The sequence below is a fragment of the Cyanobium sp. T1G-Tous genome (assembly GCF_024345455.1).
GTDB lineage: Bacteria > Cyanobacteriota > Cyanobacteriia > PCC-6307 > Cyanobiaceae > Cyanobium_A.
Genome location: NZ_JAGQBD010000011.1, coordinates 1 through 22,872, shown reverse-complemented (window position 1 = coordinate 22,872; position 22,872 = coordinate 1). Strand labels below are relative to the sequence as shown.

Here is a 22,872-nt window from a genome sequence, read left to right as displayed (position 1 = left end):
CATCGGGCCGACATCACAGACTAGTAGAACTATAAGAAGGGGTCCCCATGGCCACCTGCGATCTGTCGGCCTCCCAGGCCGAAAATCCTTCCGCTGCAGCCCTGCACCAGCTCAAGGAGTTGCTGGAGCGCGGTGCCGCATTGGCCCAGGTTCTGCGTGCCACCGCTTCCACCGATGCTGCAGCCAAGCTGGCCGCTGAGCACGGCGTTGAGGTGTCACCCGAGGCGCTCTGGCGTATTCGTGGCACCCTGATTAGTGGCGACCTGCCCACCTGGCGGGGGTGAATCGAGGGGATCGTTTCCAGCCGAGGCGATTTGCTCCGGATGAGAGGCTGGCCACCGTTGCTGACTGCGGCATGCAATCTGCAACGGTGAAAGGGCGGGGAAGGGGGTTGCCCAAGACGCCTTACCTGTTGCAGTTCCTATCGGCTGCGGGGAGCTGGTTCGCGATCTGGAGGCCGAGATTGGGGCGCTGCAGAGAGGTCAACCAGTCGGGAGGTTGGCCGAACTCCTACTTTCAGCTATGGACAAGCATCCGGGTTAATGGCGTTACGGACGTTCCTCTCTGTTGCTCGCAGCTTGGTGCGTTGAGATTCCTCTGATCCAGTTCTCTTCCAGGGGTACTAACAATATCACCGGCTATCTGCAGGTCATTGGCGGAGATTGAATCGAGCAATTCCACCCCAGTCAGACCATGAGTCTAGATGTCAACCCGGCTCTCTGATGGACAATCAAATAGCCAGTCTTCCAGAGGAAAAACAATCTTTTCTTGGAAGAAAGCGTTTAGCCCGATACAGCGCAGGATCACCATCTGGCCGCAATCGTTACGGTAGTGATGGTCGCCCATGATTCTCGCTTGTGCTGTGAGGACCACGATGTCGAATCTTTTGTGCCGTAACGGTCGCCAAGCGCACCGCTTTGGCGATTGTCCCCAAATGGGGCAGGCTGTCTGTACTTAACTCTTGGGACTTCCCGTTGGGTTCGGGGGGGGCCTGGTGCTGAGCTCCTAAACGGTGCAATGGGTGGCGAATGCGACACGCGTCAGGGAAGCCGGAGGTCCGTAAAGAATGTGGAGCAGGGTCACTACCTCATCCCTGATGTCCTGAACTGAAAGTCTCTGGCCGTGCGCGTCCCTGGTGGCCAGCAGGTGCATGCATGACTGCCTTACGCGGAAATGCAAGTAGTCTCAATATTTGCTAGCTCAGGCTGAAGTTCGGCAGCTGAGCCGCTCAGGCAAGCATCCTCCTCACATGGCTGATGATCCTGTCGGGATCAAGGCCGTGGCCGTGCGCGAACTCGGTCTGCGCGATGCACCGATCCTAAAATCTTCCAGGCCGCACGCCAGAGCACTGCCGTGGTGATGACCAAAGATCGGGACTTCATCCACCTGCTCGATGCTCAGGGCCCACCTCCCCATGTCATCTGGCTGCGGATGGGCAACTGCAGCAATGCCGAATTGCAGCAAGTCCTGGCAACAACCGTGCCACAAGCCATTGACCTGCTGGCCAGTGGAGAGCCCTGGGCGGAGATCCGGCCCAGCCAAAACAAAACCCCCGAGCAAAGCCCAGGGGTCTGAGGGCCAAGGTCCTGGGGATGGCTCAGAAGCAGAAAGGCAGGAACTGGGTTCGGCAGGCGGCGTAGCCATCCACCAGGGCGCCGAGGCCGATCTGGTGGGCAATGCCCGAGCCGGTGATGGCCTCAGTGACGATGCCGAGCACGATGCCCAGCATGGCGGCGCGGCCATTGAAGAGCTCAGCGCGCTTGAGCTGATCGAGAAGGATCAGCTGCTCAGCGCGGTGCTCGAGCCACTGGTTGTTGGCGGGGGTATTGATCATTGGGGAGGTGTTCAGGGGTGGGCTGAAAGTGAAACCGTCAGTCCGCAAGATCGGGCTGGAGCAGTGCGCCCATGACCCAGGAGCCAAAAAGCACAACGCAGAGGGTGGCGATCATCTAGCCCTCGGGGCAAGGTCGGTAGGGCGACTGAGCATGTAGGTCGTCATGCCACCGAGCACAACGACAAGGGCGATAACGGTGGCAATAGCGGCGGTGTAATCGGTGCTCATGGGATCAGCCCAGGCCCAGTTGGCCGAGGATGCTCTGGCCGGTGAGCAGCTCGGTGCCCAGGCCGATCACGAAGCCGAGCATGGCCAGACGGCCATTCCAGGTCTCGGCGAAGGCAACGAATCCGAAGCGGGGAGTGGGCTCAGCCATGAGTGTTGCGGTTTGTTACGAGAACTGTAACGGGGCGTTAAGCGCCTGACTCGGGCGGGTTCCCGCCTGATTCCGATCTGTAGCAGCGCTGCCTCGCCTTGCCCTGCCATCACTCCAGCCAGCCACCACACAGCGCAGATCCCGGCAAGCCCGCCGCTGCCGCTGCTCAGCAAGCGGGTCTGGATACCGCTTAAAGCCACTGCTCTGCCTGTGGCACCACAGCGACCGGTCAGCAGCACAGGGCGCTAGCGGCTGGGCTGTCTCGAGGGGCCCCAGCACGGTGCCCTGGCGGCGCGGCTCGGCAAGGGCTGCGCAAGCGGCGTAACGCCGCCCCTGCCTTCTCCATCACACGCCGGGCTGATCGGTTGGGTCCCTCGCGCCCAATCCCATGGCCGCCAGTTCTGCCCCCAGCTGCGAAATCCGCCGCGTGGTGGTCCACTTCTATCCCGCTGGCATCAAAGGCGGTGCCCATCCCTGCGAGCAGCAGTTCTTTGGCCGCCGCGGCAAGCCCGTCAAGAAGATGCGCTTCGTGCCGGCGGAAAAAGCCTTCTCGATCGCCAAGGCAATGCAAGGCACCAAGGGCTGCACCGTCTCGGTGATCTGAGCCCAGGGGGGCCTCACGGCCCCCTTCCTCATACCAAGACTGATGTACCTGCAGCTCAGCAGCCCTCGTGCACGATACGTTCGACGTGCTCCACAAGGTCCACGGCCCGCTGCTGCCACTGAGGGCGATTCAGCTCCATGGGTTCAGGCTCCGCGTCGTAGCGGAACTGCACAGCAAACACCGTGAAGGCCTCCAGAGCCAGAAACGGCTCCACAACATCGCCCGCATCAGCAACCCGGTCCAGCAACGCCGTGAGGTTGTGGATCAGTGGTGGCTCCTCGCCAAGGCTGAACAGCCAGGCCTTGAGGGCCTTCTCCACCGCCTGCTGAATCTGGAAGCCCCAATTGGCTTCATCAACGGCCGGATCCTGCAACACCTCTGCCGCTTTGAGATCGCGGCGAGCGATCTGCAGCAGGGCCTGGGCCTCAGGACTGGCCATGGAGCACGCGACCTTCTTGGTAAGCCCGGGCGATCACATGGCTGAGCCAGTGCCTCTTCTGCGCCACCTGGCTGTGGGAATAGAGCAGCAGGTCCACTGGGATCCGGTGGTGGGACAACCGCCGCCAGAGCTTGCCAAGGGTGTCAAAGCGGTTGTGCTGACTCAGCCAGCTATCGCTGGCGGTGATCAACAGATCCACGTCGGAATCAAGGCGGGCCTCCCCGCGGGCATGGGAGCCAAACAGGCGCACCTCAGCACCCGGGATCTCATCACGGATCTCGGCAGCCATCTGTTGCAGCTGGAATTCGCTGATCGCGGCAGCAGGAGCTTTGGTCATCGGCTCACCTCGGCCTACAGGATGCCGCGGCCCGGCTCAAATGCACAACCCGAAGCAGAGCCGGCAGCGCCGGTGCCGATGCAATGCGCAGCAGGCCTCTTGCCGGCGACCCTCCACCCGCTCCCGCCTGGTCAGGGTTTCAGGCCACCGGCCCGTGTCGGCCCTCAACCAGAGCAGGCCAACCGATGGTTCCCAGCTGAACCGGCATTTTCCAGTTTTTGGGACATTTGAGCAGCAGGGTTCCGCAGCATTCCTGTTTTTGGGGGTATACCCCCCTTTTGAATGCCGTTCGGTTGGCGCGGGTGTAGTTGCGCCCCGTCAGGGTGAGACCGGGCTGTGGTTGCGCGACTTGGGTGTGGTCTTGCGGATCGACGCCAGGTACAGCTCTGCCGTACTCATCGACTGCAGGCTGACCGGTGCGCCGTTGTGATCGAAGGTCAGCTCCGGCACCGACGCCATGAACGGTGCACCCCGTTGCTGGAACAGGAAGCCATAGACGGGGTGACCGCGTAGCTCCTCGACGTAGTCCGCAGCGGAGATCACCACGCCATCGGAGGTAAGCACCTGGCCCTTGCCGTCTACCGGTTCGAGCAGGTCGCGGCCGTGCTCATCGGCAGCCAGGCGGAAGGAGCTGCCGCACTGCGCCTTGAAGATGTCAAAGAACGTGCCGCGCACATCGCCGCCGTGACGGCCATCGGCCTCCGAGAAGAGCCGCTCCAGCAGCCGTTCCTTGCGCAGGCCCAGCACCTGCTGGCGAGCTTCATCGCGCTCCTTCTCCACGCTGAGCACTTTGCGGCGATTGGCATCGTTGAGCTGGCGCTCGCGTTCGGCCACCTGGCGCTCGAGCTCCTCTTTCTTGCGCTCGGCGTCCTGGAGGCGGCTGTACTCCTCGGGGTTGATCTCCGAGAAGCGGGCCAGCTGCTGGCGCATCTTGCGTAGCTCCTTCTCCAGTTGGTTACTGCGGCGCCGTTCAGCGTTCAGCGGATCCGCAGCCGGTGCCGGGGCAGGCGTGGGAGCGGGCTCAGCCGAGATGCTGTCGGCTTCTGGGTCGAGGTCAGTGCTGTCGAGGCCTGAGCCGTCGTCGAGCTCCTCGTCAAGCAGGGTGTCCTCGTCGGCATGGCCTGCAGGTGATTGGGAGGCAGGTGGCTCCTGGTTGGGCTGCTGCTGCAGCTGCTGGAAGGTGGCACCGAACGGTGCCTGGAACTGGTTGTTGAGAGGCATCACCCATCACGGCTGTGGTGCTGCGAAGCGCCCCATCCGGGCTGCGCTCGCCTCTCCTATTGCCAGCACCGTCCGCAGCCCGTCGGCAGCGGCAGTCACCTCAGCCGCTGGAGGGTGTCGGGTCGATGTCCAGATCCCAGTTCTCCGCCGCAGCGGCTCGGGGTTCCGGCAGGTAGATCCAGCCGCCACCAGGCAGCAGCGTCGAAGGGCGCACCGCCGGCACCAGCAGGGCCTGACCGGGATCCAGCGGCGTGGAGGGCCGGATCGCTGGCACCGCCAGAACCACGCCGACCGGCAGGGGATCGCTCTGGGGCCAGCGTGTGTAGTCGGGGTTGTAGTTGCGCAGGGTGGTCACGGTCGTGTCGTATGCCGCGGCCACGCTCTTGAGGGTGTCGCCCTGCTGTGTTGTGTGACCGTCCGAGCGCAGCAGCTCCGGGTTGAGGTCTCGCAGGTAGTCGACGGTGGTGCCATGGCGTCCGGCCAAGAGCGAGAGGGTGTCGCCAGCGGTGGTGCTGATCTCCTCGTAGCGCTCAAGAGCCGGGTTGATGCGCCGCAGCGTCTGCACGGTGGTGCCGTAGCGCTCCGCAAGGCCGTTGAGGCTGTCGCCATCTCGCAGCACCAGCACTCGGTGGGGCTTAAGCACCAGCGAGAGGCGCTCCCCCAGCAGCGGCTGGGTCAGCCGGCCGATGCCACCGGGGCCGTAGTCCGCGCCGAACTGCAGCACTGAGCAGGCGGCGAACTGGGCGCGAGGACTATTGGGCAGCACGCCAGTTGGCTCCAGCAGGACCAGATCGCCCAGCCAGATCACGCCCTCGCAAGGGGCGACCACGGTGCCGAGCAGCTGCGGATCCCAGGGCAGGGGGATGGCACCGCGAAAGCCGGGGGTGCTCCAGTCCTGCTCAGCAGCCAGCCAGTCCCAGGGGTTGGTGGTGCTGAGAGGCAGCACGGCAGCGCGGCAGAGGTAACCGGCGTAGGCGTTGTCGCCGGTGTCCACCAGCGGGCCGTTGTCGCGGCTGCCCACCAGTTGATCGAACTTTAGAAACAGGTCAAAAACGTGGCGGGCGATCGGCTGCGGTTCGCGGCTGTTCGGCCGGTCCACCTGAAACAGCATCAACCGGGCATTGGCATGGGCCTGAAGCGCCAGCCAGAGCGGCAGGGGAGATAACGGCGCCATCGTCAGCCGCGGCAGAGGTGGCCGGAGAAGCTGCCGCCGCGCTGGGGGATCCAGCCCTCCAGCCGCGGCAGCACCAGCAACACGGCATCGCTATGGCTGCGGCGCTGCTGTTGCAGCACCGATGCGGCGGAGGGAGCACCACTGGCGAATTCGGTCTCGCTTTCTTCCAGGAAGAGCGAGGTGTCGTACTCGATCACATCGAGCTTCTTCATGGGAGCGGTGTCAGGCGGCTCGCCGGCGGCGCCCTTGCGCGACACCTTCACAGGTGAGGCGAGATCGACAGCGGTGAGGGCGGCGAGCTGGCTGTCGATGGCGGCGATGGCATCGAGGTGGCCCTGGGCTGCGGGGATGGCGTCGGGATAGTGGCGCTCCAGCTGCTGCATGGCTTCAGCAATGGCGCGGATCGAGGCCGGGGTGACGGGGATGCGCATGGCTACGCGTACCGCCTCCAAGTCGTTCGGCCGCCAGAGGACTACGGAAAGTGGCTCGCTCATGGCAGGGGGGTGCCTGGCGGGGCGATGCGATCGCTGCGGCTGTAACCCACCGGGGCGGTGAGCCCCGAACCGGCCGCAAGGGCCAGTTGATGGCGCAGTTCTTCTGTGCTGATCACCTGCCGTTCGTGCAGGGTCAGCCACTCGCCGATCGAGGGCTGGGGCCGGCTGGGCGGAGTGAGCGGAGTCACGGTGATCGAGAGCCCGGGGTTGTCTGCCAACCGCTCGCCGCTGAGGCGGCACCACTGCTGCAGCAAGGTCGAAAACATCGAGGTCTTCTGCGTCGCCATCGACTGCAGCAGCGCGTAGCTCTGGCCGGCGGTGAGCGACACCTCCATCTCGGTGCGGGCGGCACCCCGGTTCTGAGAGGGGATCAGGGCATCGCGCCGCATCGTGTCATCGAGGATCTGCAGGTAGGCGCGGTGCTCGGCCAACGAGCGCGCCCGGATCTCCACCCATTCGAAGGTCACCCCCTGGGGCAGGTCCATGAAGGTGGAGGTCGAGAGCACGAGCTGATCGGGCTTGGAGGCCTCGCCGTGCTCGCCCCGCCGGAAGCCGTATTCATCGACCATGCCGGTGCGCACGCCGACGGGCAGGGCGGTGCGGGAGAGCAGGTCTTCGTATTCGCTCTTGCAGCGGTAGTGGTTGAGGTACTGGTTGGCGAGGCCCAGATGGGGCAGGTCCCCCTCCCCGAAGGCCGCCCCATCGGCGGTGTACCAGAAGGCCGGCAGGGTGTGCTGCTGGGGGAACAGTTCCGGCTTGGCAAGCAGCTGCGCCTCATGGCCGCCGGGTTGCTGCGGCGAGGCCTGGGCCCGGTAGCTGCGGTAGACGAGGCCGTCGTCGCTGAGGGTCGCCACCCGGTAGATCCAGTGATCGAGCTCCGGCAGCAGGCCGTGGTGAGCCAGCAGCATCTGCTGGGGCACCGAGCTCTGCAGCACCGGGGCGATGGCCTCTGGATCCGGTTCGCGCCAGACAATCTGCGCCGGCAGGCCATTGGGGCTGGGCAGGCGCCAGTTGAGCAGGTCGCTGCGGGGCACTAGGGCCAGCCGCGGCAGCGATAGCCGATCGCCGCGTTGCAGGGCCGCCAATCGGTCCCCTTCTGAGGGCCAGCGGTGGATGGGCGGCAGCTGCAGGATCAGGCAGCCGCCATCGCGCAGCACCAGCAGGTCGGCCAGGAACAGGAACACCCCCAGGTCGGTGCCGCGGCCATCCACATCGGTGAGCACCGACAGCAGCGAGGCCGGCAGCGACAGCCAATGGCAGTGGGCGAGCATGCCGGCGTAGGTGCGCAAGGCATCACGGAAAAAGCCGGTTGGCCGCGCCGCATCCAGGCGGCGGCGGTAGCAATCGGGCGGCTCCTGCTGGCCGGGGGGTAGGTAGATCGAGCGCCGGCTGCTGCCATCGGGGGCATCCAGCAGGTTCCAGCAATCGAAGGTCAGCTGCAGCCGCTCGCGCAGTCCCGAGAGGGTGGGGTGCTCCATCCAGGGGATGAAGGAAGCGGAGCTGGGCTGCTGGGCATCGGCGAGCAGCTCCTCCGGGGTGGGCGGCGCCCACTTGTTGGCAGCGCGCCGGCGTCTGGCGGAAGCAGGGGCCACTGGATGCGGGGGAACTGCTGGCTATTGCCACCGGCCCTCAGGGGAGGTCGCTGCTGTCATCCGGCATGGCGGCGCTGTCGTAGGCCACCACCCGCTGGCTGCAACCCAGGACGATCTCCTGCCACTGCTCGGCAGTGATCCCCAGCAGTCCCGGCAGCTCGGCGAGAGCCCGGCCCTGCTGGAGCAGCCGCTGCCCGCGCACATGCAGCTCCCGCCAGGTGGGCGGCACCTTGATCAAAAAGCCATGGTCCCGCAGCCAGTGGGTGATCTCGCCGTTGGCAAAGGTGCGGCCATAGGGCCGGAACGGACCGCGGCCGGGCTCGTAGCGGCGGGCGGCCTTGATCAGCCCGAGGGTGGCCAGCTGCAGCAGGTCGTCGCGGCAGTGAACCGTGCGCCGGGCAAAGTTGCCGGCGATCTTCTCGGCCAGATCCAGGTGCTGCAGCACCAGGGCATTGGCGGCGGCATGGGGGTGAACGGGACGCCGCCTCGGCTGAGATCGCTGCCGGTGCCGGTGCCGAGGTGGCGGCGGTGGTGGTGGCGGGATCGGATCGGGGAAGGCCAGCACCAGCTGCATGTGCCAAGCGGGCGGATGGGGCCGGTGGCTGCAGGGCAGCCTGCGGCGTTGATGGGCGTGGGGCGCTGTTGGCACGGCGGGGCGTAGGGGCAGCGGCAGCTGGGTACTGCCGGACGGGGTGCTGGCTGCTGCGGCGTAGAGCAAGACGGCCATGGCGACTCAGCGGGAGAGGAGCATCGGCACCGGCTCCTTCTGGATGCCCAGGCCGCGCCAGTAGCGGGTCTCCAGCCACAGGGCCCCATGGCAGAAGGCATCCACCAGATCCTTGGTGCCCTTGGGGAAGCGCAGCATCTCCTGCACCAGGGGATCGGCGCGGTGGTGAAAGCGCACCTGGCCCGCCTCCACCAGGGGAGCAACAGCGTGGGCGCGGGCCTCCTTGCTGCCGCGGGCGGGCACCGGCAGCAGGCCTGGCACCTTGCGGCGCAGGGTTTGCAGCACCGCCGGGCCGTTGGCGGCGTCTTCTATCAGGACGGCATGGGGACGCAGGCCCTGCTGCTCCAGGGCCGAGAGGGTCTGCAGCAGGAAGCGGATCGTCTCGGGCAACCCGAAGTGATGGCGGGTGGCCCAGAGCACCTCGATGTCGAGCTCCTGCCTGGCTGGGGCCGGGCTGGTCTGGGCTTCTGCCCTGTGGGGTTCCGGCAGCAGCAGTCCCTGGAGGATGAAGGCGCAATAGGACGAGTCGTCCTCCCCCTTGAACGACAGGTCGCAGGAGAGCACCAGCGGGCTGTAGCGCCGCTGCCGGCGGTTCTGGGGTGGCTGCAGCCACTGGCGCAGAAACACGTAGCCCTGGGCCGGGGTCGGTCGCTGCTGGTAGAGGGCCTGCCACCAGTACGAGCCCATGCGGGAGCGGATCTTGAGCAGCTCCTCGAGCGGGAAGCGCTCCGGGCAGAGGGCCTCACCCGGCTGGCGCCAGTCGGGCTGCACGGTGCAGGTGGGCGGGAACTGCTGCCGCTCGGCGGGAACCTCGGCAATGGCGGGCAGGTTGAGCAGGTGCCAGCCCTGGGGGGCATCACCGCCCTCCTGCTCCATCAGCCAGCCCACCATGTCCTGGTGATCCCAGCGGGTGAGCACGATCACTTGGGCCGCGATCGTGCTGGCGGTTGGTTCCGAGCGGGTGAACCAGACGGTGCGCAACCAGTCGATCAACCGCTCGCGGATAAGAGCTGAGCTGGCATCAGCCGGACCCTTGTAGGGGTCATCGATGATTCCGAGCGAATAGCCCTTGCCCGTGAAGGGTCCGTTGACGCCGGCAGCGATGCAGCCGCCCCGCAGGGGGGTGAGCCAGTTGCCGACGGCGGCGGAATCCTTGGAGAGCGGATGGCCACTCACCCTGTAGAAGTGGCGCGCCTCACGGGAGTGGGCATAGGCCAGCTCACCGGAATAGGAGGCGATGGCGCAGAACAGGTTCGGGTAGCGGGAGATCCAGTAGGCGGGAAACAGCTTGGAGACGAGCAGCGATTTGCCCAGCCGCGGCGGACAGGTGACGATCAGACGCGAGAGCTGGCCGTCAGCCACGGCCTGCAGCAGGCCGATCAGCACCTCTGTCCAGCGGTGGAAGCGGTAGCTGGGGTAGGCCTCGGCAATGAAGGCCTGGAAGCTCTGGGGCAGGCGGCGCTGGCTCTGGCGGTCGGGATCGGGCACCCCCAGCAGACCCCAGTCAGCCCAGAGGTCGGTGGTGCCCTGCAGCAACAGCCCGCCGGCAGAGGGCACAGCGCTGGTGCTCATGGGGCCTTGGCCCCCTGGGGGTCGGGCGGCTTGATCGGTGCCCGCAGCAGGCCGCCGATCTCGGCGATCACCCGCAGGGCGCCGACGGCTGCAGAGAACTGCTCGGCATCCATGGCGCGGCGGGCGCAGTCGTAGAGCGCATAGATGTGCTGGGCCTGGTGTTCAAGCCGGTTGCTGATCAGCTCCTCCACCATCCGCTTGCGAGCCAGATCGAGGTAGCGGTTGATGGTGCGGGTGTTGCTCACCCCCCAGGAAGCGGCCGCATTTGCCCGCATCGTCACCAGTGGTAGGCGCTGGGCGATCCAGAGCTGGGCCTCGGCGATGCGGCGCTCCACTTCGGCGACGGAGGGGCGGGGCGGCAGCTTCTGGTGCGGAAAGCGAGTCGCCAGACCCCGCGGGGAACCGGCCGGCTGGGGGTCTGGGTAGCGGGGGGTGCCGTCGTCGTCTTCCTGGGGGGCGGCATCGCGCAGCAGCTCAAACAGCTCCGCCGTCGTGGCCTGGGCTCGGCTCATGCGGCCACCGCTCCCTGCGGCAGCGCCGCGCGCACGTAGGAGGCCCACTGCTCGGGGGTGAGCACCACCCGCCAGGTGCCGCCGCGGAAGCGCACCCAGGTGGCGGCAAAGGGCACACCGGCATTGGCGGCCTGGAGCTGGGCCTCGCCGGGCTTGATTCGGGCGGCCGCGGCCACGTCTGACCAGCTGGCGATCTGAATCGCGTGACCGGGCACGCCATCGATGTCGCCGATGTCGCCGCCGGCGCCGTTGGTGCGGCCGGCACCGAGCTTGCGCCGCACCGGCATTGCCAAAAGATCGGCGATCAGCTGGGAGGCCTCCCGCTCTGCCGCGTCACCCTTGCGCTTCTGGGGATTGGCCATGGCGCTGCTCAGCTGGACCGGGGTGCCTTGACGGTCCAGAAGGGCTGGCCGGTCCTGGCCGTCGCCTGGCCTGAAGCGATCGCGTTTTTCTGGCCCTGCTTGAGCCGCTGCTCCTGCTGCCGCAGCGGCTCGGGGTAGTCGTAGCTGGTGCGGCCGGCGGACCAGCAGAAGCTGAAGTCGTTGTGGCAGAAGGAGGCATCGAGCTCGCCGGCATCGAGGGCGCTGCTGAGGGCGTCGAGCAGGGGCGCCAGCTCGGCGTCGATTGTCTTCTGGGAAGCCTTGAGCGCCGTGATCCGATCCAGCACCGCATCGAGATCAGCAGGGTCAGCCGCAACAGCGCCGAGGCCAACGCCTGGCGAGACATCGGCCTGCGCAGGGCGCAGGGCAGCAGGAGCGAGATCCACGGAGCCTCAGCAACAGGGACGAACAGCCCTGCCATTGCGAGGAAAGTTAGCGGCTCGCTAATGCAAGCCGCAAGTAATACCTTTCGATTGCAAGGTTGCGGCTATCAGAAGGGCCGATAGTGGCCGGCGTAGTGGGCCCAGGCCGCGGCCCAGGCGCTCAGGCACTCCGACCGTGAATAGAGCGGCGAGAACTGGCTGCGGCCAGGACGGCACCAGAGCGTCTGGCCGTAGTCGTACCAGTGGCCATGGCTCCATTCGAGCGCCATGTAGCCGCCGATCTGGGCCCGGGTGCAGTAGGTGCTGCCACTGGCCGAGAGGCTCTTGAGATCCGCCAGCACCCGCGCCGGGCCGCTCACGCCAGCCGGCCGGCCGCCGCTCACCGGAAGCTGCAGATCAACGAACGCCACATCAAAGGTCCCCGCGACGTTGCGCACCAGACAGCAGGTGGCTCGCTCCGAGGCGAGCACCTCCACCTCGTCCCAGCGCTCGTGGCTGATCAAGGGCTCGATCCACTCCCGGTAATCCAGAAAGTCCTCCTCGCTGGTCAGGCGGTTGAGCACCTCGGCAAGATCGACATCGCCGTCCTGGCGGTAGCGGCCGGCCAGGAAAAGCTCGAGGGCCAGGTGGCAGGTGTTGCCCCGCGGTTCCCACACCGGCCGGCTGGCTTCTATTCGCGCCAGGGCATAGCTGGATTTGGCCACCTGCAGCACACCGGTGATCGACACCGGGAACAGGTGGTCGCCCAGCCAGTAGCGGTGCTCCGGATCACGGCGCTGCAGACCGGGGATGGGATCGAGCCAGGTGGTGTTCATGCCGGACGCAGCAAGGGGGAGGGGGTGTCCCTAGGAGAGGGGCGTGAAGGCGTGAAAAATTCCGGCAGATCCTCCGCGCAGCAGCGGCTTTCGAGGATTGCGCCAGCTTGATTCAGCGATGAGCACAGGTGAATCGGTGAAATCACGGAGGTTTCATCGCCGTTCATCTTTTTTTCCATCCGCTCTGAACGCTAAGAACCACTGCACTGCAGGCTTTATCAGAGAAAAAATCATCCATTCATTCTTTGGATAGGGGGAGGGAGAGAGGGTGGAAGTGAGGGTTGGCAGAGGTCATCGCAACCAGCCTTCACAGCCGCCACTGCCCTGGCGGGTCAGCTCCAGCACCCGTTGGCCTTGGGGTGTCAGACACCAGGCGGTGCCGCCCTTGCGGACCAGGCCGCGCTTGCGCAACCAGGTGAGGTTGTTGCGCACGGAGCCCTCATGGAACGTGCCCAGGTCGTTGCAGAGGTAGGGGGTGCTGCTGGGCAGGCCACCGGCCTGGCGCAGCTCGATCGCATCCATCACCGCCACGCGGCAGTTGCGGGTGATCACGCCTTCTGTGATCTCAAAGCCGTCCTCGGTAAGGCGGTAGCTGAACTCCCGAGGCTGACTGCCGCGCAGCTTGTGCACGCTCCAGACATTGCAGGGGCCGCGGTCGCTGGTTTTGCGGGTGAGCTGATGCACCGCTGAGGGGATCTGGTTGATGTTCTGGTTGCCGGCCGCGGCCTGCAGTCCCTTACCGGCGCTCTTGCCGCCGGCTGGATGGTGCAGCCAGAGCAGCGAGCAATGACGGCAGACCAGCGCCTGCATCAGCCGCAGCAGGGTGCCCACCGGCCCGATCCCGAAGTTCACCCCGGCCAGCTCGAGCACCGCCTTGAGCGAATCGATCACCACCAGTGCGTAGTCGCCGGCGGCCAGCTCCTGGCGCAGTTCCTGCAGACCCGATGGGGTGCAGCACCAGGAGGGCATGGCCTCGGCCGGTTCGGCGCTCCAGATGGTCAGCTGCTCGATGACCTCCGGGTCATCGGCATAGCCCAGGTCCTCCAGGTATTCGCGCACCATGGCCCGGGCGCCCTCTCCGCCATCGGTGCCGATCCACAGCACCCGGCCGCTGCGGGTGGGTGGGATCTCCTGGTCGAGGAACGGCAGCCCTTTGATGCAGCAAACGGCCATGGCGGCCGCCGCCATCGTCTTGCCGGTGCCGCCCGCTCCAAAGAGCAGGTGATCGCGGCGCCAGAGCAGGAAACCCGGCAGTAGGTCTTCCGCCGGCGAGGCGATCGGATCGCAAAGCCGGCGATTGCGGCTGCCACCGCCATGGGAGCTCTGCAGCGGCAGCTGCCAGCGCACTGCCAGGGCGTAATAAAGACGCTCGTCGATCGCCTGGCCATTCACCCCGAGGCTCCAGAGGGAGGCGCGGACGGCCTGCTCCTGCGCCCAGGTGTCCCGCGTTTCGAGCAGGAGATTGAGCAGTTGCTCCAGCAGTTCAGCGATCTGCTCATCCCGCGGTGGTTCAGCGGGTGGGGGAAGCGAGGCCTGGCCGGTGCGCTCTGGGCCCAGGCTGGCAGCTGGCTCGCGGCTGTAGTGGAAGCCATCGAGCCCGGCGTAGTGGTGCAGGGTGCCGATCGTCACCCCTCTCCCCTTGAAGGAGCTCCACTTGGCGAGACACTCGGCCTCATCGAAGTTGGTGCAGCCGCGTGACCAGCTCACCCAGTCGCTCAGCAGGCCCGGGTCCACCGCGTGGAGCGCCATGCCGATCGCCAACCAGCTGGCGTAGTCCTCCCGGGGCTGGATGTGGCGCAGCAGTTCCAGGGCTCGAGGCACGTCCTGGGCCGAGGGTGCGTACTCGGCGGTGGTCGGCTCATCCGGCTGCTTAAAGAGCGGCTCCAGCAGCCACTCGGGTGCATCAGCCACCTGCCGCTCTGCCGGCGACTGGCCGGTGATCCAGTGGTAGCCGCCAGTGCTGGGGTGAGCGCCGGCGATTACCGATTGATGACCCTCCCAACGCAGCTCAAAGACCGTGCGCCTGGAGGCGACTTCGCCACCACTGACCCAGCAGCGGCGCCCCCGCAGCAGCGGCCAGAGCTCACGGGGAACCCGAAAGGCCAGCTGGCCGCGGTGCGGCAGGCCCGATGACCAGCCCACCGTCGGCGGTAGCTCCCGATGTGAACGCCCGTAGATCCGCCGGAAGCAGGCCCCGGCGCCACGGCCGTCAAAATCCACTGCCAACACCCCCGATGCTGAGCCCAGCAGCAGACCCACCGCCTGAACATGGGGATTAGCCGCCAGGGCGGCAATCGCGTCGAGGTCGTAGCGGCAACGGGCCCAGGCCTCCAGGGGCTGACCGCTCTGGGGGTCTACCGGTCGCTTGCGGCCATCGATCGGCAAAAGAGCCCAGTCGGAATCGATCGCCTGCAGGCTCTCGATCAGCTGGGGATGCAGGGGCATCAGGAGACCTGAGGGCGAAGGGAGGTCAGAGCAGGCGGGGCTGGCAGGACGCCGTTGCGTCAACGGGGCGCAGCTCAGCGGCGGGCACCAGGTTGCGGGCGTCGTGAACAGCGATGCAGCGGCGGGGACCGCCGGGCAGACGGCGGGCGCTGATCAGGGCGGAGGCGCCGCTGAGCGCCACCACCAGTCCGCCGCTCCAGTGGCAGCCAAGGAACACCCCAACCCGATCACCGCGGCGGAACGCGGAGAAGTCCCGGGGCGATCGGGCCAGACGGCGATGGGCGGGGCTGCGGGGCCGCCAGCTGCCCTGGGGCGGGCCATCAGCGCTGGCCATGGGAGCGGCTGAGGCGCTGGGCGGCTTTCTGCTGGCGGCGGATGTGCTCGCGCAGGATCCAACGCAGGAAGGTGGTGCGCGGCTCACCGCCGCGGTTCTCGTCCAGCCAGAGGATCAGCTCGGCGGGCAGGCGTACTGCAAGAGGACGCAAGGCTCGGCATCGCTGGGAGCTGCACCGTATCCCGATTGCCCCAGCCTTGCAAGGGCGAGGAAAATTCTTCTATGGCGGACTCGCCGGCAAGAGCGTGGAGACGCCGCGTCCTGCCGCCATGAGCCGTTGCTGCGCTAGCGAGATCGCCGCCGCGCTGGAGCGCCTGATTGCCGGCGAGGCCTTTCTGGCGGATCGCCCCTGGCAGCAGATCTGGTGGGGCGTGATGCGGCTCGACCTGCTCAGCGGCTGGCGCCTGGCGATTGGGATCGAGCGCGATCAGCTGGGGGCCTGCCAGTCGGCCACCGCTCCCGATGGCCGGACTTGGGTCTACGGATGTCAGCGCGACGACTGGACGCTGGGGCCGCAGGCCAGGGTTCTCGATCCGGTGGCCCTGCTACCTGCCGCATCGCGTCGGGCGCTGGAGCAGCGGCTGCGCACAGCCTGCTGCTGGCCGGCGCCCCTGCAACAGGAGGCGGCCGCTCTGATCTCCCTGGCGCAGCTGCAGCGGATTAGCGGCCGAGCAAAAGGGGGCCCGCTCCAGTCCTCGGGCAGCACCAAGGACGAGAAGGCACCCAGGAGAGCCAAGCTGCAGCAAGGCTTGTGATTGCTGGGCGTATCGCGTCCTATGCCTTAGCGTTGCCCTGAAAACCTCAGCCTTGTGAGGCATGGCCGAATCCTTCGCTGACATCGAGGCTCGCCAGGCCGATGCGCGCCTCGCCTTCGGGCGGATGCTGCGGCAGTGGCGCGAGCGCAACGGCTGGACCCAGTACACCGTGGCCGACTGGGGCAAGGAGGCTGGTTTCGCCGCGATCAGCTACGGCAACCTCAGCGTGATCGAGCAGGGCAAGGCCGGCGAGCTGCGCCGGCCGGCCTTCTTCCAGCTCGCCGAGGTGAATCGCCGTCTAATTGAAAAGGACTGGGGCCGGATCAAGACCCAGGCCCTCAAGGAGCGGCTGAAGGACGCCACGCCGATCGTCGATGACGACGGCAGCCCCTGGGGGCCGATCGAGCTTTGGAGCTGCTACGTCGGGTTGCGGCCAGTACCAACCGCCTACGCCGTCAAGCCCCGTCCCGAGGCCCCCTCGGTTGCCATGAAGGAGGCACAGGAGCTGAGCCGCGCCTGGCGAGATCAGGTCAGCCAGGCGGTGGAGAGCAGTGGACTGGATCCCTTCGAGGCGATTCAGGCGATTGCCCGGCTGGCTCCGGCGGGCCAACGCAAGCAGCTACGCACCGTGCTCACCTCCTTTGGCGACTACGAGCCGGCCGACCTGCAGGAGCTATGGGACGGCGAATGGCTGCCGGAGTGCTGGATCCGCAGCTGGAAGGAGAGCTGCTCAGCACCAGCAACCAAGCAAAGCAGCAAGGCCTCGTAGTTCCGAGGAGGTATTGCGGCTTGCGTTAGCGAGCCCCTAAGATTCGCGCCATGCGGGCGACGGTCCCGCCCTAGGCCCTATGGATCCCCTTGTTCACCATGCTCCGCCTGAGGCGGAGCCGCTCTCGCCCCATCAGCAGCACTGGCGCGCGGAAGCCCAGATGGCGGAGGCCCTTTCGGAATTCCAGGCCCAACTGCAACCCGCCAGTGAGCTGACGCTGCTGGCTGTGATCGAGGCCGCCAAGCCGGCCTTTGCGCGCGGCTTCAGCTTCTCGGTGCGCAGCGGCAGCGGCGGCACCACGGTGCTGCTCATGCACAAGGGTGGCTCCCAGCAGAGTGCCGATGACGACAGCTACGACGCCGACTTCTCGATCAGCGCCCGCCTGCTCGCCGGCCTGCTAGGCATTCCCGTGTTCGCATCTCCTCGCCCCAGCAAGGACGAGGAGAGCACTCCAAAGCAGAAGGCCGAGGTTGTCACCACGGCCCCATCCGCATCAGCCGCTGGAGCTCAGGCAGTGATTGAGCACGCGCCAGAGGGAGTCATGCCCGAGCAAGGCGACGAGGAGCTTCTGGATCCTGAGCTGGAGACCCCCTCTACTGCTGAGCCCCTCGATCCCCAGCTCGAGCCGCTGAGCGCAGAAGAGATCACCACCCTCACCGCGATGCTCAAGGCGATGGCCCGCAATGACAAGGAGAGCTGGAAGCGCTTCACGATCGCCTTCCGCTCCCACTTCCAGGTGCCGAGCACCGCCCGCACCATCACCGATCGCGTCACCCAGCGCCGCCATGCCGACTTCATCGACCGCTTCGAGCGGGAACTCGCGGAGCCGATCGGATGAGCAGCTGCAACTGCGCCATGCCGTTCTCCTGCTCAACGCCGTGGCCGATCAACGCGAGCGCGACCTGGCCGATCGCTTCTACCGGGATGTCCCCGATGGCCGCATCCAGGGTCTGCTGCGGGGGGCCTGTGACCTTCATCTGCTGCGCTGGCTCGCCAGCGCCGTCGAAAGCTGCTGCGAGCCGCCACTGGCTGCTGCAGCACAAGGTCACCGGCCAGTTCCTGCAGACCATCTGCCAGTGGATGCCGGTCTGGACATCCAGCCCTGAGGCGGCCTGGCAGTTCCACCTGCCCCAGCGGGCCACGGCCCTGATCCATGACGTCGATGGACTCGGCGCGGCAATCGAGGAGCTGCGGCTGGTGGCGATCCAGCGGTGCCCACCTGCGCCGGGGCGGACGCCCCAGTGGATCGTCGATGGCTGAGCACATACCCGCACCTCCCGCACCACGCGGCGGCCACCGCCGGATTGCCTACGGCCACCGGCAACACGAGCAGTCCGCCAGCCGAGACCCGGGCCACTACCTGCAAGCAAAGGTGCGCAGCGATGTCTGGCAGGTGCTGGAGCAGCTGCGCCAGCAGCACGGCCTCTCGATCAGTGGCGCCGCCCATCACCTGATGCGCCTGGGCGCAGGACTCGATCCCCTCCCTCCCCTCAACACCCACACCTCTTCTCATGGCGATTGAACTGAACGACGGCGCCCGCAGCGCCGCCCCTGTGATCCGGCTGCAGCGCCTCGGCGAGGTGGCCCAGCTGGCGGTGGTGCGCACCGAGCAACGCAACCGGCTGCGCAAGAACCTGGCTACGGGCGAGATGGAGCCGATCCCTAACGGCAAGGACCGCAGCGGCAACCCCAAGGTCAAGCAGGAGATCGTCATCCACTGCGTGGCGATGCCGGGCACAACGATGGAGGCCAAGCTCGGCGATGAGGCCGCGGTGCCGGCACCCGGCGAGCGGGTGCGCGTGATCCTCAAGGCCAAGGGCTTCGGGGACTGGATCGAAGCCCGCAAGCAGCACCGCCGCGGCAAGCTCAACGTCGGCGACGTGCTGACGCTGGAGACCCGCTGGGCGCTGCAATACGACCAGGACGGCAACCCCAAGGGCACCAAGATTGAGACCCAGGCCGAGGCTGATGCGGTGCCCCGCAACGTCACGGTGGGCTTCTACGGGCCGGTGCACCTCACAGAAGGAACCAGCAACCAGTGGATAGAAGCGGCGGAGCAGGCCTATCGCAATGACCAGAGCGCTGAACGTCAGCAGCGCGCCATCCCCCTGGACGCCGGCGATGACTTCGCCGACGAGTTCGGTGACGACGAGGAGCTGCCCTTCTGATGAGCAGGCCTTCCACCCCACGGCGACCCCAGCTGCCGCCGCTCTGCCGCCGGGCGCAGCATCGCCACACCCTGGTGTCGATCACCAACCTGCGGCACCTGCATCAGTTGCTCTGGCTGGTGCTGATCTTTCAGGTGAGCACCTTGCTGCTGGTCACCGCTGGACCGGTGCCGAGATCAATCATTAGCCCTCTGCTGCGATGACCAGTTCCTTTCCTCGAGCAGCTCGGGCCTGGATCAGCACCGCCGAAGCCTGTGAATTACTCGGCATCAGCCGCGAAACCCTGCGTCAGCTGCGGCTGCGCGGGGTGCTGCAACCCGGCAAGCACTTTCGCCGCTGGGGCTGCACCGAAGGCAAAGGGCCCCTGCAGTGGCACCTGGAAAACGTGGAGGCCAGCATCACGGGCTGGAGCAGGCGGCATCTGCGGCACTGAAAGCCACAAGCCGGACGTAGAGTCGTGTCTCTACGGGTGGCCGGGAACGGCCCAAGGCGTTCCTTGACCCAGTCCAAACCTCAAGGTCGTTCAGCTGACGCCAGCCAGCACTTCCCGCAAGCGATCCGCCGCTGGGGGAACAGCCTGGCGGTCAGGCTCCCGGCGGATTGCTTGCGTCAGGCCGGGCTGCAAGAAGGCGATGAGATCGACATCGTCGTTGGACCAGACGGCCGCCTGAGCCTGGAGCCTCTGCGCAAGCTGGATCGCTCTGCTCTTGCCACCGATCTGCGCCAGCTGCAGGCCACCATGCCCCTCACCCCATCGGTGATCGAGCAGTGCCGCGCTGGTGAGCGCTGGTGATGACAGACCATCAATGATCTATCTCGACACCAGCGTCGTGGTGGCTCTGCTCACCCCGGAAGAGAGCAGTTCGCTCGCCCTCGACTGGTTTGCGCAGTCCCGCGAACCCTTGATCAGTAGCGACTGGCTGATCACCGAAACCCACAGCGCCCTTGGCATGAAGCAGCGTCTTCACGGCCTCAGTGCTGAGGCACGCCTGGCCGCTGGGGAGCAATTCGAGCGCCTGCTGCAGGGCGGAGTTGAACTGCGCTCGCTCGATCGCGGCCGCTTCCGTCAGGCGGCCGAGCTGCTTCAGGATCCGGCCCTCGGCCTGCGGGCTGGTGACGCCTTGCATTTGGCGGTGGCGCTGCACAGCCGCTGCACCCAGCTGGCCAGCTTCGATATTCGGATGCAGCAAGCGGCACAGACGCTTGGCCTAATGCCTGCCCTCCCGTAGCCAAATGGCCAGCAAGCGCAGCCTCAACAGAGGCACACGCTCCTACCGAAGAGTGGCTTGTCTTGCAGGCTCAAGCCAGGAAGTTGCAACTACAGGAGAGATCTAGTAGCGAATGGCCGGCGGAGATCTGAGTTTCTCTAGGCAAAGATTCATGCCTGTAATGAATCCCCTCGAGTCGGCAGCGGCTAGGAGTGGGTTGCGCTAGCCCCTCCGATGAGAACAAGAAGAAGTGCCTTGATAGCAACTCTCGTCTGCTTTCACATTGCACTGCCTGTGATAGCGGTCGAGAACATGCCTTCCAGCAGCAATGAAGTTGTCAACTACCTTGATTTGTACATCAGGGACTACAAGGCAAAGGCGCTACCTTTTTCAAAAGTACTCTCGACGGGTCAAGGTGGCATCGAAAGGTGCTTTTCGATCAGGCTTACAGGGGCAGGCTTTGCTTCATCTCTTGTCATTTCTATGACGGCTACACTTCAAAGTGGAGTAGTTATTACTTGGAGCTACAGCCATACGAGAGCACATGTTTTGCACTGGCTGGCGGCTGCAATACAATCACCTTCCCAAAGCCTGACTCTCGTATAAAGATCAGCGTCGGGAGCCAAGAGTTTGATGTGGTAATGACCGACGAGAGCCGGTATCGATATTACTTGCCACTTGCGCTAAGGCAGGCGATGGTGGCTAGTGACGGCATCCCTGTAACTATTAAGACGACATGGGATAAGTATCGCAATTACAGGGTTGGGGATGAATCTCGGAAGCTGCTAGTCGCGGTGCTCAACCAAAATGATGAAATCGAACCGCCACGCATGGTTGATTCATCTATTCAATCAGTGGAAGAAAGGCTTAACGAGCTCATGAAGCTGCGTGAGAAGGGTCTGATTGATGAGCAGGAATACAACCGGCTCAGGCAAAAAGCTTTAGGCCTCTATGTCAGTGCAAGGATCCTGCCCATCTCAACCTGCGTCAAAGTGCTTCATCGCTTAAGCGGCGCGCTGCTTTCGCAAAGGCATCATCAACCACGTCATCTCCGCACCAACGGCTGTAAGCAGCAAGATGGGTTTCCACTGAGTGGCCCATGGCTGCTGCAACCACCTTGGGCGGTAGCTCGCAAATAACGTGAGCGCGATGGGCATAACCGTGGCGGCAGGAATAGAGAACCAGCTTTTCGCCCTTTTCTTCATATTCGCGCCGTAGCTGTTGCCAGAGAGGACGCCGCCGCATATAGGTGCCAAGGTCCTCAGCGCCATGACCTGGTCGCATCGGCGGCATGCGGTCAGCTCGAAATGCTTTCTCGAGCTCCCAGGGCTTGGCCCATTCGTCACATGGCAGCAGTCGCAAAACCCTTGATCGGGTGCGACCTCGACTGGAAACCTTCTGGTAGGTGGTCCAGAGCTGCCCTTTCTGGAACTCCAGGTGTTGCAATTCTTCCGGCCGCAGACCGTAGGCAGCCATTAACTGAAACGCCAATCGCCAGCGCAGATCAGGTATGGCCTCTGCCAAATCCAGCACATGGCTGGTCTCAATGGGTGTTGTAATCCCCCGTTCTTCTCGCTTGCGGCCCACATAGATAGAGAGATCAAGCGGCGGTGCCCAGGATGAAGGTAAGCGTTCTGAATCGACGCCCCAACGTAAAAGTGCTGCCGTGAATTGAACCTGTAACTGACGGCCACGCGATCCGGGCCTGTCCTTCCAGGACTCAATCACGCCCTCCAGTAATTGTTTAGGTGAAATGGGTCGACGCTTTCCGCCAACGGCCTCGAGGATTACACCCATTCGCCGCCAATAGAGCTGATCCCAGGTGCTCTGCTTGATTGCCCCACTGCTGAGTTTGTGATCTTTGAATCCTTGAATTAATTGAGGCCAGTTGATTGCTTCGCTAACCGTCAATCTGATATGGCTTGATTCCTCCGTAGGAATTCGCGCGTGAGTCTCGATGGCTAGATCAAGGGGTACGCCATCGCTGTAATCGGCATGAATAGCAAGAATGGCTGCATGAATGGCCTGCCGCTCAGAAGCGGCCCAATCAAATAGCAAAACCCGCTGCTGGCGTGCACCACCTGCGGCAGAAGCTGAGACGTTCAGCAGAACCCGCCCACGCATCTCAGAAACAGTCCAGCCACTGCGAGGTCCCAGATCCGAGGTGAGCGACAAGCGCAGCGCTGCTACCCAGCCACGGTCTTTGGCTGCCCGTGCTGGGCGAGAGGCAGTGGTGGCTTTTGGCACGGCTCTAGGAAATCAGGCACGCACGACACCCCTTGCAAGAGAATCTGCAAGAGAATCACCTTTTAAGCTTGGCACGCTCCGCCACTGCCCGCCATCGGCTGGCAGGGCAAAAGCCAGTGACAACAATGGTTTTGAGCCAGTAAATCCAGTTATTGCAACCGGTCCGAAGGACCCCATTTCACGAGCTTTGGGAGCCCTGGCCGGCATGTTGCTGCTCCCCTTCAGCCTGTTGATGGGGCTGGGTTTGGCCTACTTCCATTTCCACACCATCCCCTCGGTAGATCGGGTGTTGGCCGGGGTGGTGGCTGCGGCAGCAGGGATGGCCCTTTCCATGGGCTTCAAGATTCTTGATCAGTATTGGAATGATCGGGTTGCTTTGTTGCTTGCTGCGGTGGTCTTTCTGGCACTCAGCTTGTTTGACCAGCGCTTGATCCCGGTTGTGTTGATCACTGGTCTGTTGGCCATGGCTTGGTATTGGCCCCGCCG

The 22,872-nt window shown here is 65.2% G+C and carries 34 protein-coding genes; 15 read left to right on the top strand and 19 right to left on the bottom strand.

Translation table 11 applies throughout. The annotated features are described in order from the left end of the window. The first annotated feature begins 47 nt into the window (after positions 1–47). Positions 48–284, top strand: coding sequence for a Nif11-like leader peptide family natural product precursor (locus KBY75_RS07890; RefSeq protein ID WP_254928833.1), 237 nt, complete (start codon positions 48–50; stop codon positions 282–284). Between the two features lie 415 nt (positions 285–699). Here the strand turns inward: KBY75_RS07890 and KBY75_RS15445 are convergent, their stop codons facing one another. Continuing rightward, entirely contained in the window at positions 700–846 is a 147-nt protein-coding gene (locus tag KBY75_RS15445; protein ID WP_396095281.1) for a DUF1830 domain-containing protein, read from the bottom strand. A 513-nt stretch (positions 847–1,359) separates the two neighbouring features. Between KBY75_RS15445 and KBY75_RS07885 the strand changes: the two genes are divergently transcribed. Beyond that, on the top strand, positions 1,360–1,575 hold the full coding sequence (locus tag KBY75_RS07885) for a DUF5615 family PIN-like protein (RefSeq protein WP_254928834.1): 216 nt from the start codon (positions 1,360–1,362) through the stop codon (positions 1,573–1,575). Positions 1,576–1,597: 22 nt separating this feature from the next. Here the strand turns inward: KBY75_RS07885 and KBY75_RS07880 are convergent, their stop codons facing one another. Both KBY75_RS07880 and KBY75_RS07875 read right to left on the bottom strand, forming a co-directional pair. Continuing rightward, positions 1,598–1,834: a chlorophyll a/b-binding protein gene (locus KBY75_RS07880; RefSeq protein WP_254928835.1), complete on the bottom strand. Its 237-nt coding sequence runs from the start codon at positions 1,832–1,834 to the stop codon at positions 1,598–1,600. Between the two features lie 232 nt (positions 1,835–2,066). Beyond that, positions 2,067–2,210, bottom strand: a complete 144-nt coding sequence (locus KBY75_RS07875) for a chlorophyll a/b-binding protein (RefSeq protein WP_254928836.1) — start codon at positions 2,208–2,210, stop codon at positions 2,067–2,069. A 388-nt stretch (positions 2,211–2,598) separates the two neighbouring features. Here KBY75_RS07875 and KBY75_RS07870 point away from each other — a divergent pair, with 388 nt between their 5' ends. Then, entirely contained in the window at positions 2,599–2,814 is a 216-nt protein-coding gene (locus KBY75_RS07870; RefSeq protein WP_254928837.1) for a hypothetical protein, read from the top strand. 55 nt (positions 2,815–2,869) lie between these two features. On the opposite strand, the gene KBY75_RS07865 is transcribed toward KBY75_RS07870, so the two are convergent. The 15 genes from KBY75_RS07865 to KBY75_RS07795 form a co-directional block, all read right to left on the bottom strand. Continuing rightward, the gene (locus KBY75_RS07865; protein ID WP_254928838.1) at positions 2,870–3,253 is read right to left on the bottom strand and encodes a HEPN domain-containing protein; all 384 of its coding nucleotides are present in this window, start codon (positions 3,251–3,253) and stop codon (positions 2,870–2,872) included. Next, positions 3,240–3,590, bottom strand: a complete 351-nt coding sequence (locus tag KBY75_RS07860) for a nucleotidyltransferase domain-containing protein (protein WP_254928839.1) — start codon at positions 3,588–3,590, stop codon at positions 3,240–3,242. The genes KBY75_RS07865 and KBY75_RS07860 overlap by 14 nt, the downstream gene beginning before the upstream one ends. Positions 3,591–3,908: 318 nt before the next feature. Next, positions 3,909–4,811: a hypothetical protein gene (locus KBY75_RS07855; RefSeq protein WP_254928840.1), complete on the bottom strand. Its 903-nt coding sequence runs from the start codon at positions 4,809–4,811 to the stop codon at positions 3,909–3,911. Between the two features lie 100 nt (positions 4,812–4,911). Then, positions 4,912–5,985, bottom strand: coding sequence for a LysM domain-containing protein (locus KBY75_RS07850; RefSeq protein WP_254928841.1), 1,074 nt, complete (start codon positions 5,983–5,985; stop codon positions 4,912–4,914). 2 nt (positions 5,986–5,987) lie between these two features. Beyond that, positions 5,988–6,479, bottom strand: a complete 492-nt coding sequence (locus KBY75_RS07845) for a DUF1380 domain-containing protein (protein WP_254928842.1) — start codon at positions 6,477–6,479, stop codon at positions 5,988–5,990. After that, positions 6,476–8,071 carry a DUF4055 domain-containing protein gene (locus KBY75_RS07840; RefSeq protein ID WP_254928843.1) on the bottom strand — a complete coding sequence of 532 codons (1,596 nt, stop codon included), beginning with the start codon at positions 8,069–8,071 and terminating at the stop codon, positions 6,476–6,478. Before KBY75_RS07840 ends, KBY75_RS07845 begins: the two co-directional genes overlap by 4 nt. A gap of 37 nt (positions 8,072–8,108) precedes the next feature. After that, positions 8,109–8,798, bottom strand: a complete 690-nt coding sequence (locus KBY75_RS07835) for a sigma-70 family RNA polymerase sigma factor (RefSeq protein ID WP_254928844.1) — start codon at positions 8,796–8,798, stop codon at positions 8,109–8,111. A 6-nt stretch (positions 8,799–8,804) separates the two neighbouring features. Beyond that, positions 8,805–10,370, bottom strand: coding sequence for a terminase (locus KBY75_RS07830; RefSeq protein WP_255016866.1), 1,566 nt, complete (start codon positions 10,368–10,370; stop codon positions 8,805–8,807). Beyond that, the gene (locus KBY75_RS07825; protein WP_254929672.1) at positions 10,367–10,882 is read right to left on the bottom strand and encodes a hypothetical protein; all 516 of its coding nucleotides are present in this window, start codon (positions 10,880–10,882) and stop codon (positions 10,367–10,369) included. Before KBY75_RS07825 ends, KBY75_RS07830 begins: the two co-directional genes overlap by 4 nt. Further along, complete coding sequence (locus KBY75_RS07820) at positions 10,879–11,244, bottom strand: hypothetical protein (protein ID WP_255016868.1); 366 nt, start codon at positions 11,242–11,244, stop codon at positions 10,879–10,881. Before KBY75_RS07820 ends, KBY75_RS07825 begins: the two co-directional genes overlap by 4 nt. An 8-nt stretch (positions 11,245–11,252) precedes the next feature. After that, on the bottom strand, positions 11,253–11,648 hold the full coding sequence (locus KBY75_RS07815) for a hypothetical protein (RefSeq protein ID WP_254929670.1): 396 nt from the start codon (positions 11,646–11,648) through the stop codon (positions 11,253–11,255). A gap of 104 nt (positions 11,649–11,752) precedes the next feature. Beyond that, the gene (locus KBY75_RS07810) at positions 11,753–12,460 is read right to left on the bottom strand and encodes a hypothetical protein (RefSeq protein ID WP_254929669.1); all 708 of its coding nucleotides are present in this window, start codon (positions 12,458–12,460) and stop codon (positions 11,753–11,755) included. 291 nt (positions 12,461–12,751) lie between these two features. Then, on the bottom strand, positions 12,752–14,905 hold the full coding sequence (locus tag KBY75_RS07805) for a PriCT-2 domain-containing protein (RefSeq protein WP_255016869.1): 2,154 nt from the start codon (positions 14,903–14,905) through the stop codon (positions 12,752–12,754). 25 nt (positions 14,906–14,930) lie between these two features. Further along, a complete protein-coding gene (locus KBY75_RS07800; RefSeq protein WP_254929300.1) occupies positions 14,931–15,239 on the bottom strand; it encodes a hypothetical protein in 309 nt (102 codons plus the stop codon). Further along, positions 15,226–15,390 (bottom strand): hypothetical protein, encoded by a 165-nt coding sequence (locus KBY75_RS07795; RefSeq protein WP_254929299.1) that lies wholly within the window; start codon positions 15,388–15,390, stop codon positions 15,226–15,228. Before KBY75_RS07795 ends, KBY75_RS07800 begins: the two co-directional genes overlap by 14 nt. A gap of 46 nt (positions 15,391–15,436) precedes the next feature. On the opposite strand from KBY75_RS07795, the gene KBY75_RS07790 reads away from it, so the two are divergent. The 11 genes from KBY75_RS07790 to KBY75_RS07740 all read left to right on the top strand — a co-directional run bounded on the left by KBY75_RS07790 (position 15,437) and on the right by KBY75_RS07740 (position 20,160). After that, a complete protein-coding gene (locus tag KBY75_RS07790; RefSeq protein WP_254929298.1) occupies positions 15,437–15,994 on the top strand; it encodes a hypothetical protein in 558 nt (185 codons plus the stop codon). 61 nt (positions 15,995–16,055) lie between these two features. Next, on the top strand, positions 16,056–16,763 hold the full coding sequence (locus KBY75_RS07785; protein WP_254929297.1) for a helix-turn-helix domain-containing protein: 708 nt from the start codon (positions 16,056–16,058) through the stop codon (positions 16,761–16,763). 79 nt (positions 16,764–16,842) lie between these two features. Further along, positions 16,843–17,601, top strand: a complete 759-nt coding sequence (locus tag KBY75_RS07780) for a hypothetical protein (protein WP_254929296.1) — start codon at positions 16,843–16,845, stop codon at positions 17,599–17,601. Further along, positions 17,549–17,869: a hypothetical protein gene (locus tag KBY75_RS07775; protein ID WP_255023555.1), complete on the top strand. Its 321-nt coding sequence runs from the start codon at positions 17,549–17,551 to the stop codon at positions 17,867–17,869. The genes KBY75_RS07780 and KBY75_RS07775 overlap by 53 nt, the downstream gene beginning before the upstream one ends. After that, positions 17,844–18,023 carry a hypothetical protein gene (locus tag KBY75_RS07770; protein WP_254929294.1) on the top strand — a complete coding sequence of 60 codons (180 nt, stop codon included), beginning with the start codon at positions 17,844–17,846 and terminating at the stop codon, positions 18,021–18,023. Before KBY75_RS07775 ends, KBY75_RS07770 begins: the two co-directional genes overlap by 26 nt. Continuing rightward, positions 18,016–18,285 carry a hypothetical protein gene (locus KBY75_RS07765; RefSeq protein ID WP_254929293.1) on the top strand — a complete coding sequence of 90 codons (270 nt, stop codon included), beginning with the start codon at positions 18,016–18,018 and terminating at the stop codon, positions 18,283–18,285. Before KBY75_RS07770 ends, KBY75_RS07765 begins: the two co-directional genes overlap by 8 nt. Further along, a complete protein-coding gene (locus tag KBY75_RS07760; protein WP_254929292.1) occupies positions 18,275–18,931 on the top strand; it encodes a hypothetical protein in 657 nt (218 codons plus the stop codon). The genes KBY75_RS07765 and KBY75_RS07760 overlap by 11 nt, the downstream gene beginning before the upstream one ends. Then, on the top strand, positions 18,931–19,134 hold the full coding sequence (locus tag KBY75_RS07755; RefSeq protein WP_254929291.1) for a hypothetical protein: 204 nt from the start codon (positions 18,931–18,933) through the stop codon (positions 19,132–19,134). The genes KBY75_RS07760 and KBY75_RS07755 overlap by 1 nt, the downstream gene beginning before the upstream one ends. After that, complete coding sequence (locus tag KBY75_RS07750; protein ID WP_254929290.1) at positions 19,131–19,364, top strand: helix-turn-helix domain-containing protein; 234 nt, start codon at positions 19,131–19,133, stop codon at positions 19,362–19,364. The genes KBY75_RS07755 and KBY75_RS07750 overlap by 4 nt, the downstream gene beginning before the upstream one ends. Before the next feature lie 63 nt (positions 19,365–19,427). Next, positions 19,428–19,724 carry an AbrB/MazE/SpoVT family DNA-binding domain-containing protein gene (locus KBY75_RS07745; RefSeq protein WP_255016876.1) on the top strand — a complete coding sequence of 99 codons (297 nt, stop codon included), beginning with the start codon at positions 19,428–19,430 and terminating at the stop codon, positions 19,722–19,724. Then, positions 19,711–20,160, top strand: coding sequence for a type II toxin-antitoxin system VapC family toxin (locus KBY75_RS07740; protein ID WP_254929288.1), 450 nt, complete (start codon positions 19,711–19,713; stop codon positions 20,158–20,160). Before KBY75_RS07745 ends, KBY75_RS07740 begins: the two co-directional genes overlap by 14 nt. 966 nt (positions 20,161–21,126) lie before the next feature. Here KBY75_RS07740 and KBY75_RS07735 read toward each other — a convergent pair. Then, on the bottom strand, positions 21,127–22,197 hold the full coding sequence (locus tag KBY75_RS07735) for a hypothetical protein (protein ID WP_255016878.1): 1,071 nt from the start codon (positions 22,195–22,197) through the stop codon (positions 21,127–21,129). 394 nt (positions 22,198–22,591) lie between these two features. Here KBY75_RS07735 and KBY75_RS07730 point away from each other — a divergent pair. Continuing rightward, on the top strand, positions 22,592–22,872 hold a 281-nt coding region (locus tag KBY75_RS07730; protein ID WP_396098102.1), incomplete at its 3' end, for a chromate transporter.

Coding starts and splice junctions, on each gene's coding strand:
- KBY75_RS07890 (WP_254928833.1), top strand. CDS start 48: ATGGCCACCTGCGATCTGTCGGCCTCCCAGGCCGAAAATCCTTCCGCT.
- KBY75_RS07765 (WP_254929293.1), top strand. CDS start 18,016: ATGGCTGAGCACATACCCGCACCTCCCGCACCACGCGGCGGCCACCGC.
- KBY75_RS07825 (WP_254929672.1), bottom strand. CDS start 10,882: ATGAGCCGAGCCCAGGCCACGACGGCGGAGCTGTTTGAGCTGCTGCGC.
- KBY75_RS07880 (WP_254928835.1), bottom strand. CDS start 1,834: ATGATCAATACCCCCGCCAACAACCAGTGGCTCGAGCACCGCGCTGAG.
- KBY75_RS07805 (WP_255016869.1), bottom strand. CDS start 14,905: ATGCCCCTGCATCCCCAGCTGATCGAGAGCCTGCAGGCGATCGATTCC.
- KBY75_RS07775 (WP_255023555.1), top strand. CDS start 17,549: ATGCCGACTTCATCGACCGCTTCGAGCGGGAACTCGCGGAGCCGATCG.
- KBY75_RS07820 (WP_255016868.1), bottom strand. CDS start 11,244: ATGGCCAATCCCCAGAAGCGCAAGGGTGACGCGGCAGAGCGGGAGGCC.
- KBY75_RS07870 (WP_254928837.1), top strand. CDS start 2,599: ATGGCCGCCAGTTCTGCCCCCAGCTGCGAAATCCGCCGCGTGGTGGTC.
- KBY75_RS07810 (WP_254929669.1), bottom strand. CDS start 12,460: ATGAACACCACCTGGCTCGATCCCATCCCCGGTCTGCAGCGCCGTGAT.
- KBY75_RS07850 (WP_254928841.1), bottom strand. CDS start 5,985: ATGGCGCCGTTATCTCCCCTGCCGCTCTGGCTGGCGCTTCAGGCCCAT.
- KBY75_RS07865 (WP_254928838.1), bottom strand. CDS start 3,253: ATGGCCAGTCCTGAGGCCCAGGCCCTGCTGCAGATCGCTCGCCGCGAT.
- KBY75_RS07830 (WP_255016866.1), bottom strand. CDS start 10,370: ATGAGCACCAGCGCTGTGCCCTCTGCCGGCGGGCTGTTGCTGCAGGGC.
- KBY75_RS07770 (WP_254929294.1), top strand. CDS start 17,844: ATGCCGGTCTGGACATCCAGCCCTGAGGCGGCCTGGCAGTTCCACCTG.
- KBY75_RS07785 (WP_254929297.1), top strand. CDS start 16,056: ATGGCCGAATCCTTCGCTGACATCGAGGCTCGCCAGGCCGATGCGCGC.
- KBY75_RS07760 (WP_254929292.1), top strand. CDS start 18,275: ATGGCGATTGAACTGAACGACGGCGCCCGCAGCGCCGCCCCTGTGATC.
- KBY75_RS07885 (WP_254928834.1), top strand. CDS start 1,360: ATGACCAAAGATCGGGACTTCATCCACCTGCTCGATGCTCAGGGCCCA.
- KBY75_RS07750 (WP_254929290.1), top strand. CDS start 19,131: ATGACCAGTTCCTTTCCTCGAGCAGCTCGGGCCTGGATCAGCACCGCC.
- KBY75_RS07855 (WP_254928840.1), bottom strand. CDS start 4,811: ATGCCTCTCAACAACCAGTTCCAGGCACCGTTCGGTGCCACCTTCCAG.
- KBY75_RS07800 (WP_254929300.1), bottom strand. CDS start 15,239: ATGGCCAGCGCTGATGGCCCGCCCCAGGGCAGCTGGCGGCCCCGCAGC.
- KBY75_RS07755 (WP_254929291.1), top strand. CDS start 18,931: ATGAGCAGGCCTTCCACCCCACGGCGACCCCAGCTGCCGCCGCTCTGC.
- KBY75_RS07780 (WP_254929296.1), top strand. CDS start 16,843: ATGGATCCCCTTGTTCACCATGCTCCGCCTGAGGCGGAGCCGCTCTCG.
- KBY75_RS07845 (WP_254928842.1), bottom strand. CDS start 6,479: ATGAGCGAGCCACTTTCCGTAGTCCTCTGGCGGCCGAACGACTTGGAG.
- KBY75_RS07860 (WP_254928839.1), bottom strand. CDS start 3,590: ATGACCAAAGCTCCTGCTGCCGCGATCAGCGAATTCCAGCTGCAACAG.
- KBY75_RS15445 (WP_396095281.1), bottom strand. CDS start 846: ATGGGCGACCATCACTACCGTAACGATTGCGGCCAGATGGTGATCCTG.
- KBY75_RS07875 (WP_254928836.1), bottom strand. CDS start 2,210: ATGGCTGAGCCCACTCCCCGCTTCGGATTCGTTGCCTTCGCCGAGACC.
- KBY75_RS07835 (WP_254928844.1), bottom strand. CDS start 8,798: ATGGCCGTCTTGCTCTACGCCGCAGCAGCCAGCACCCCGTCCGGCAGT.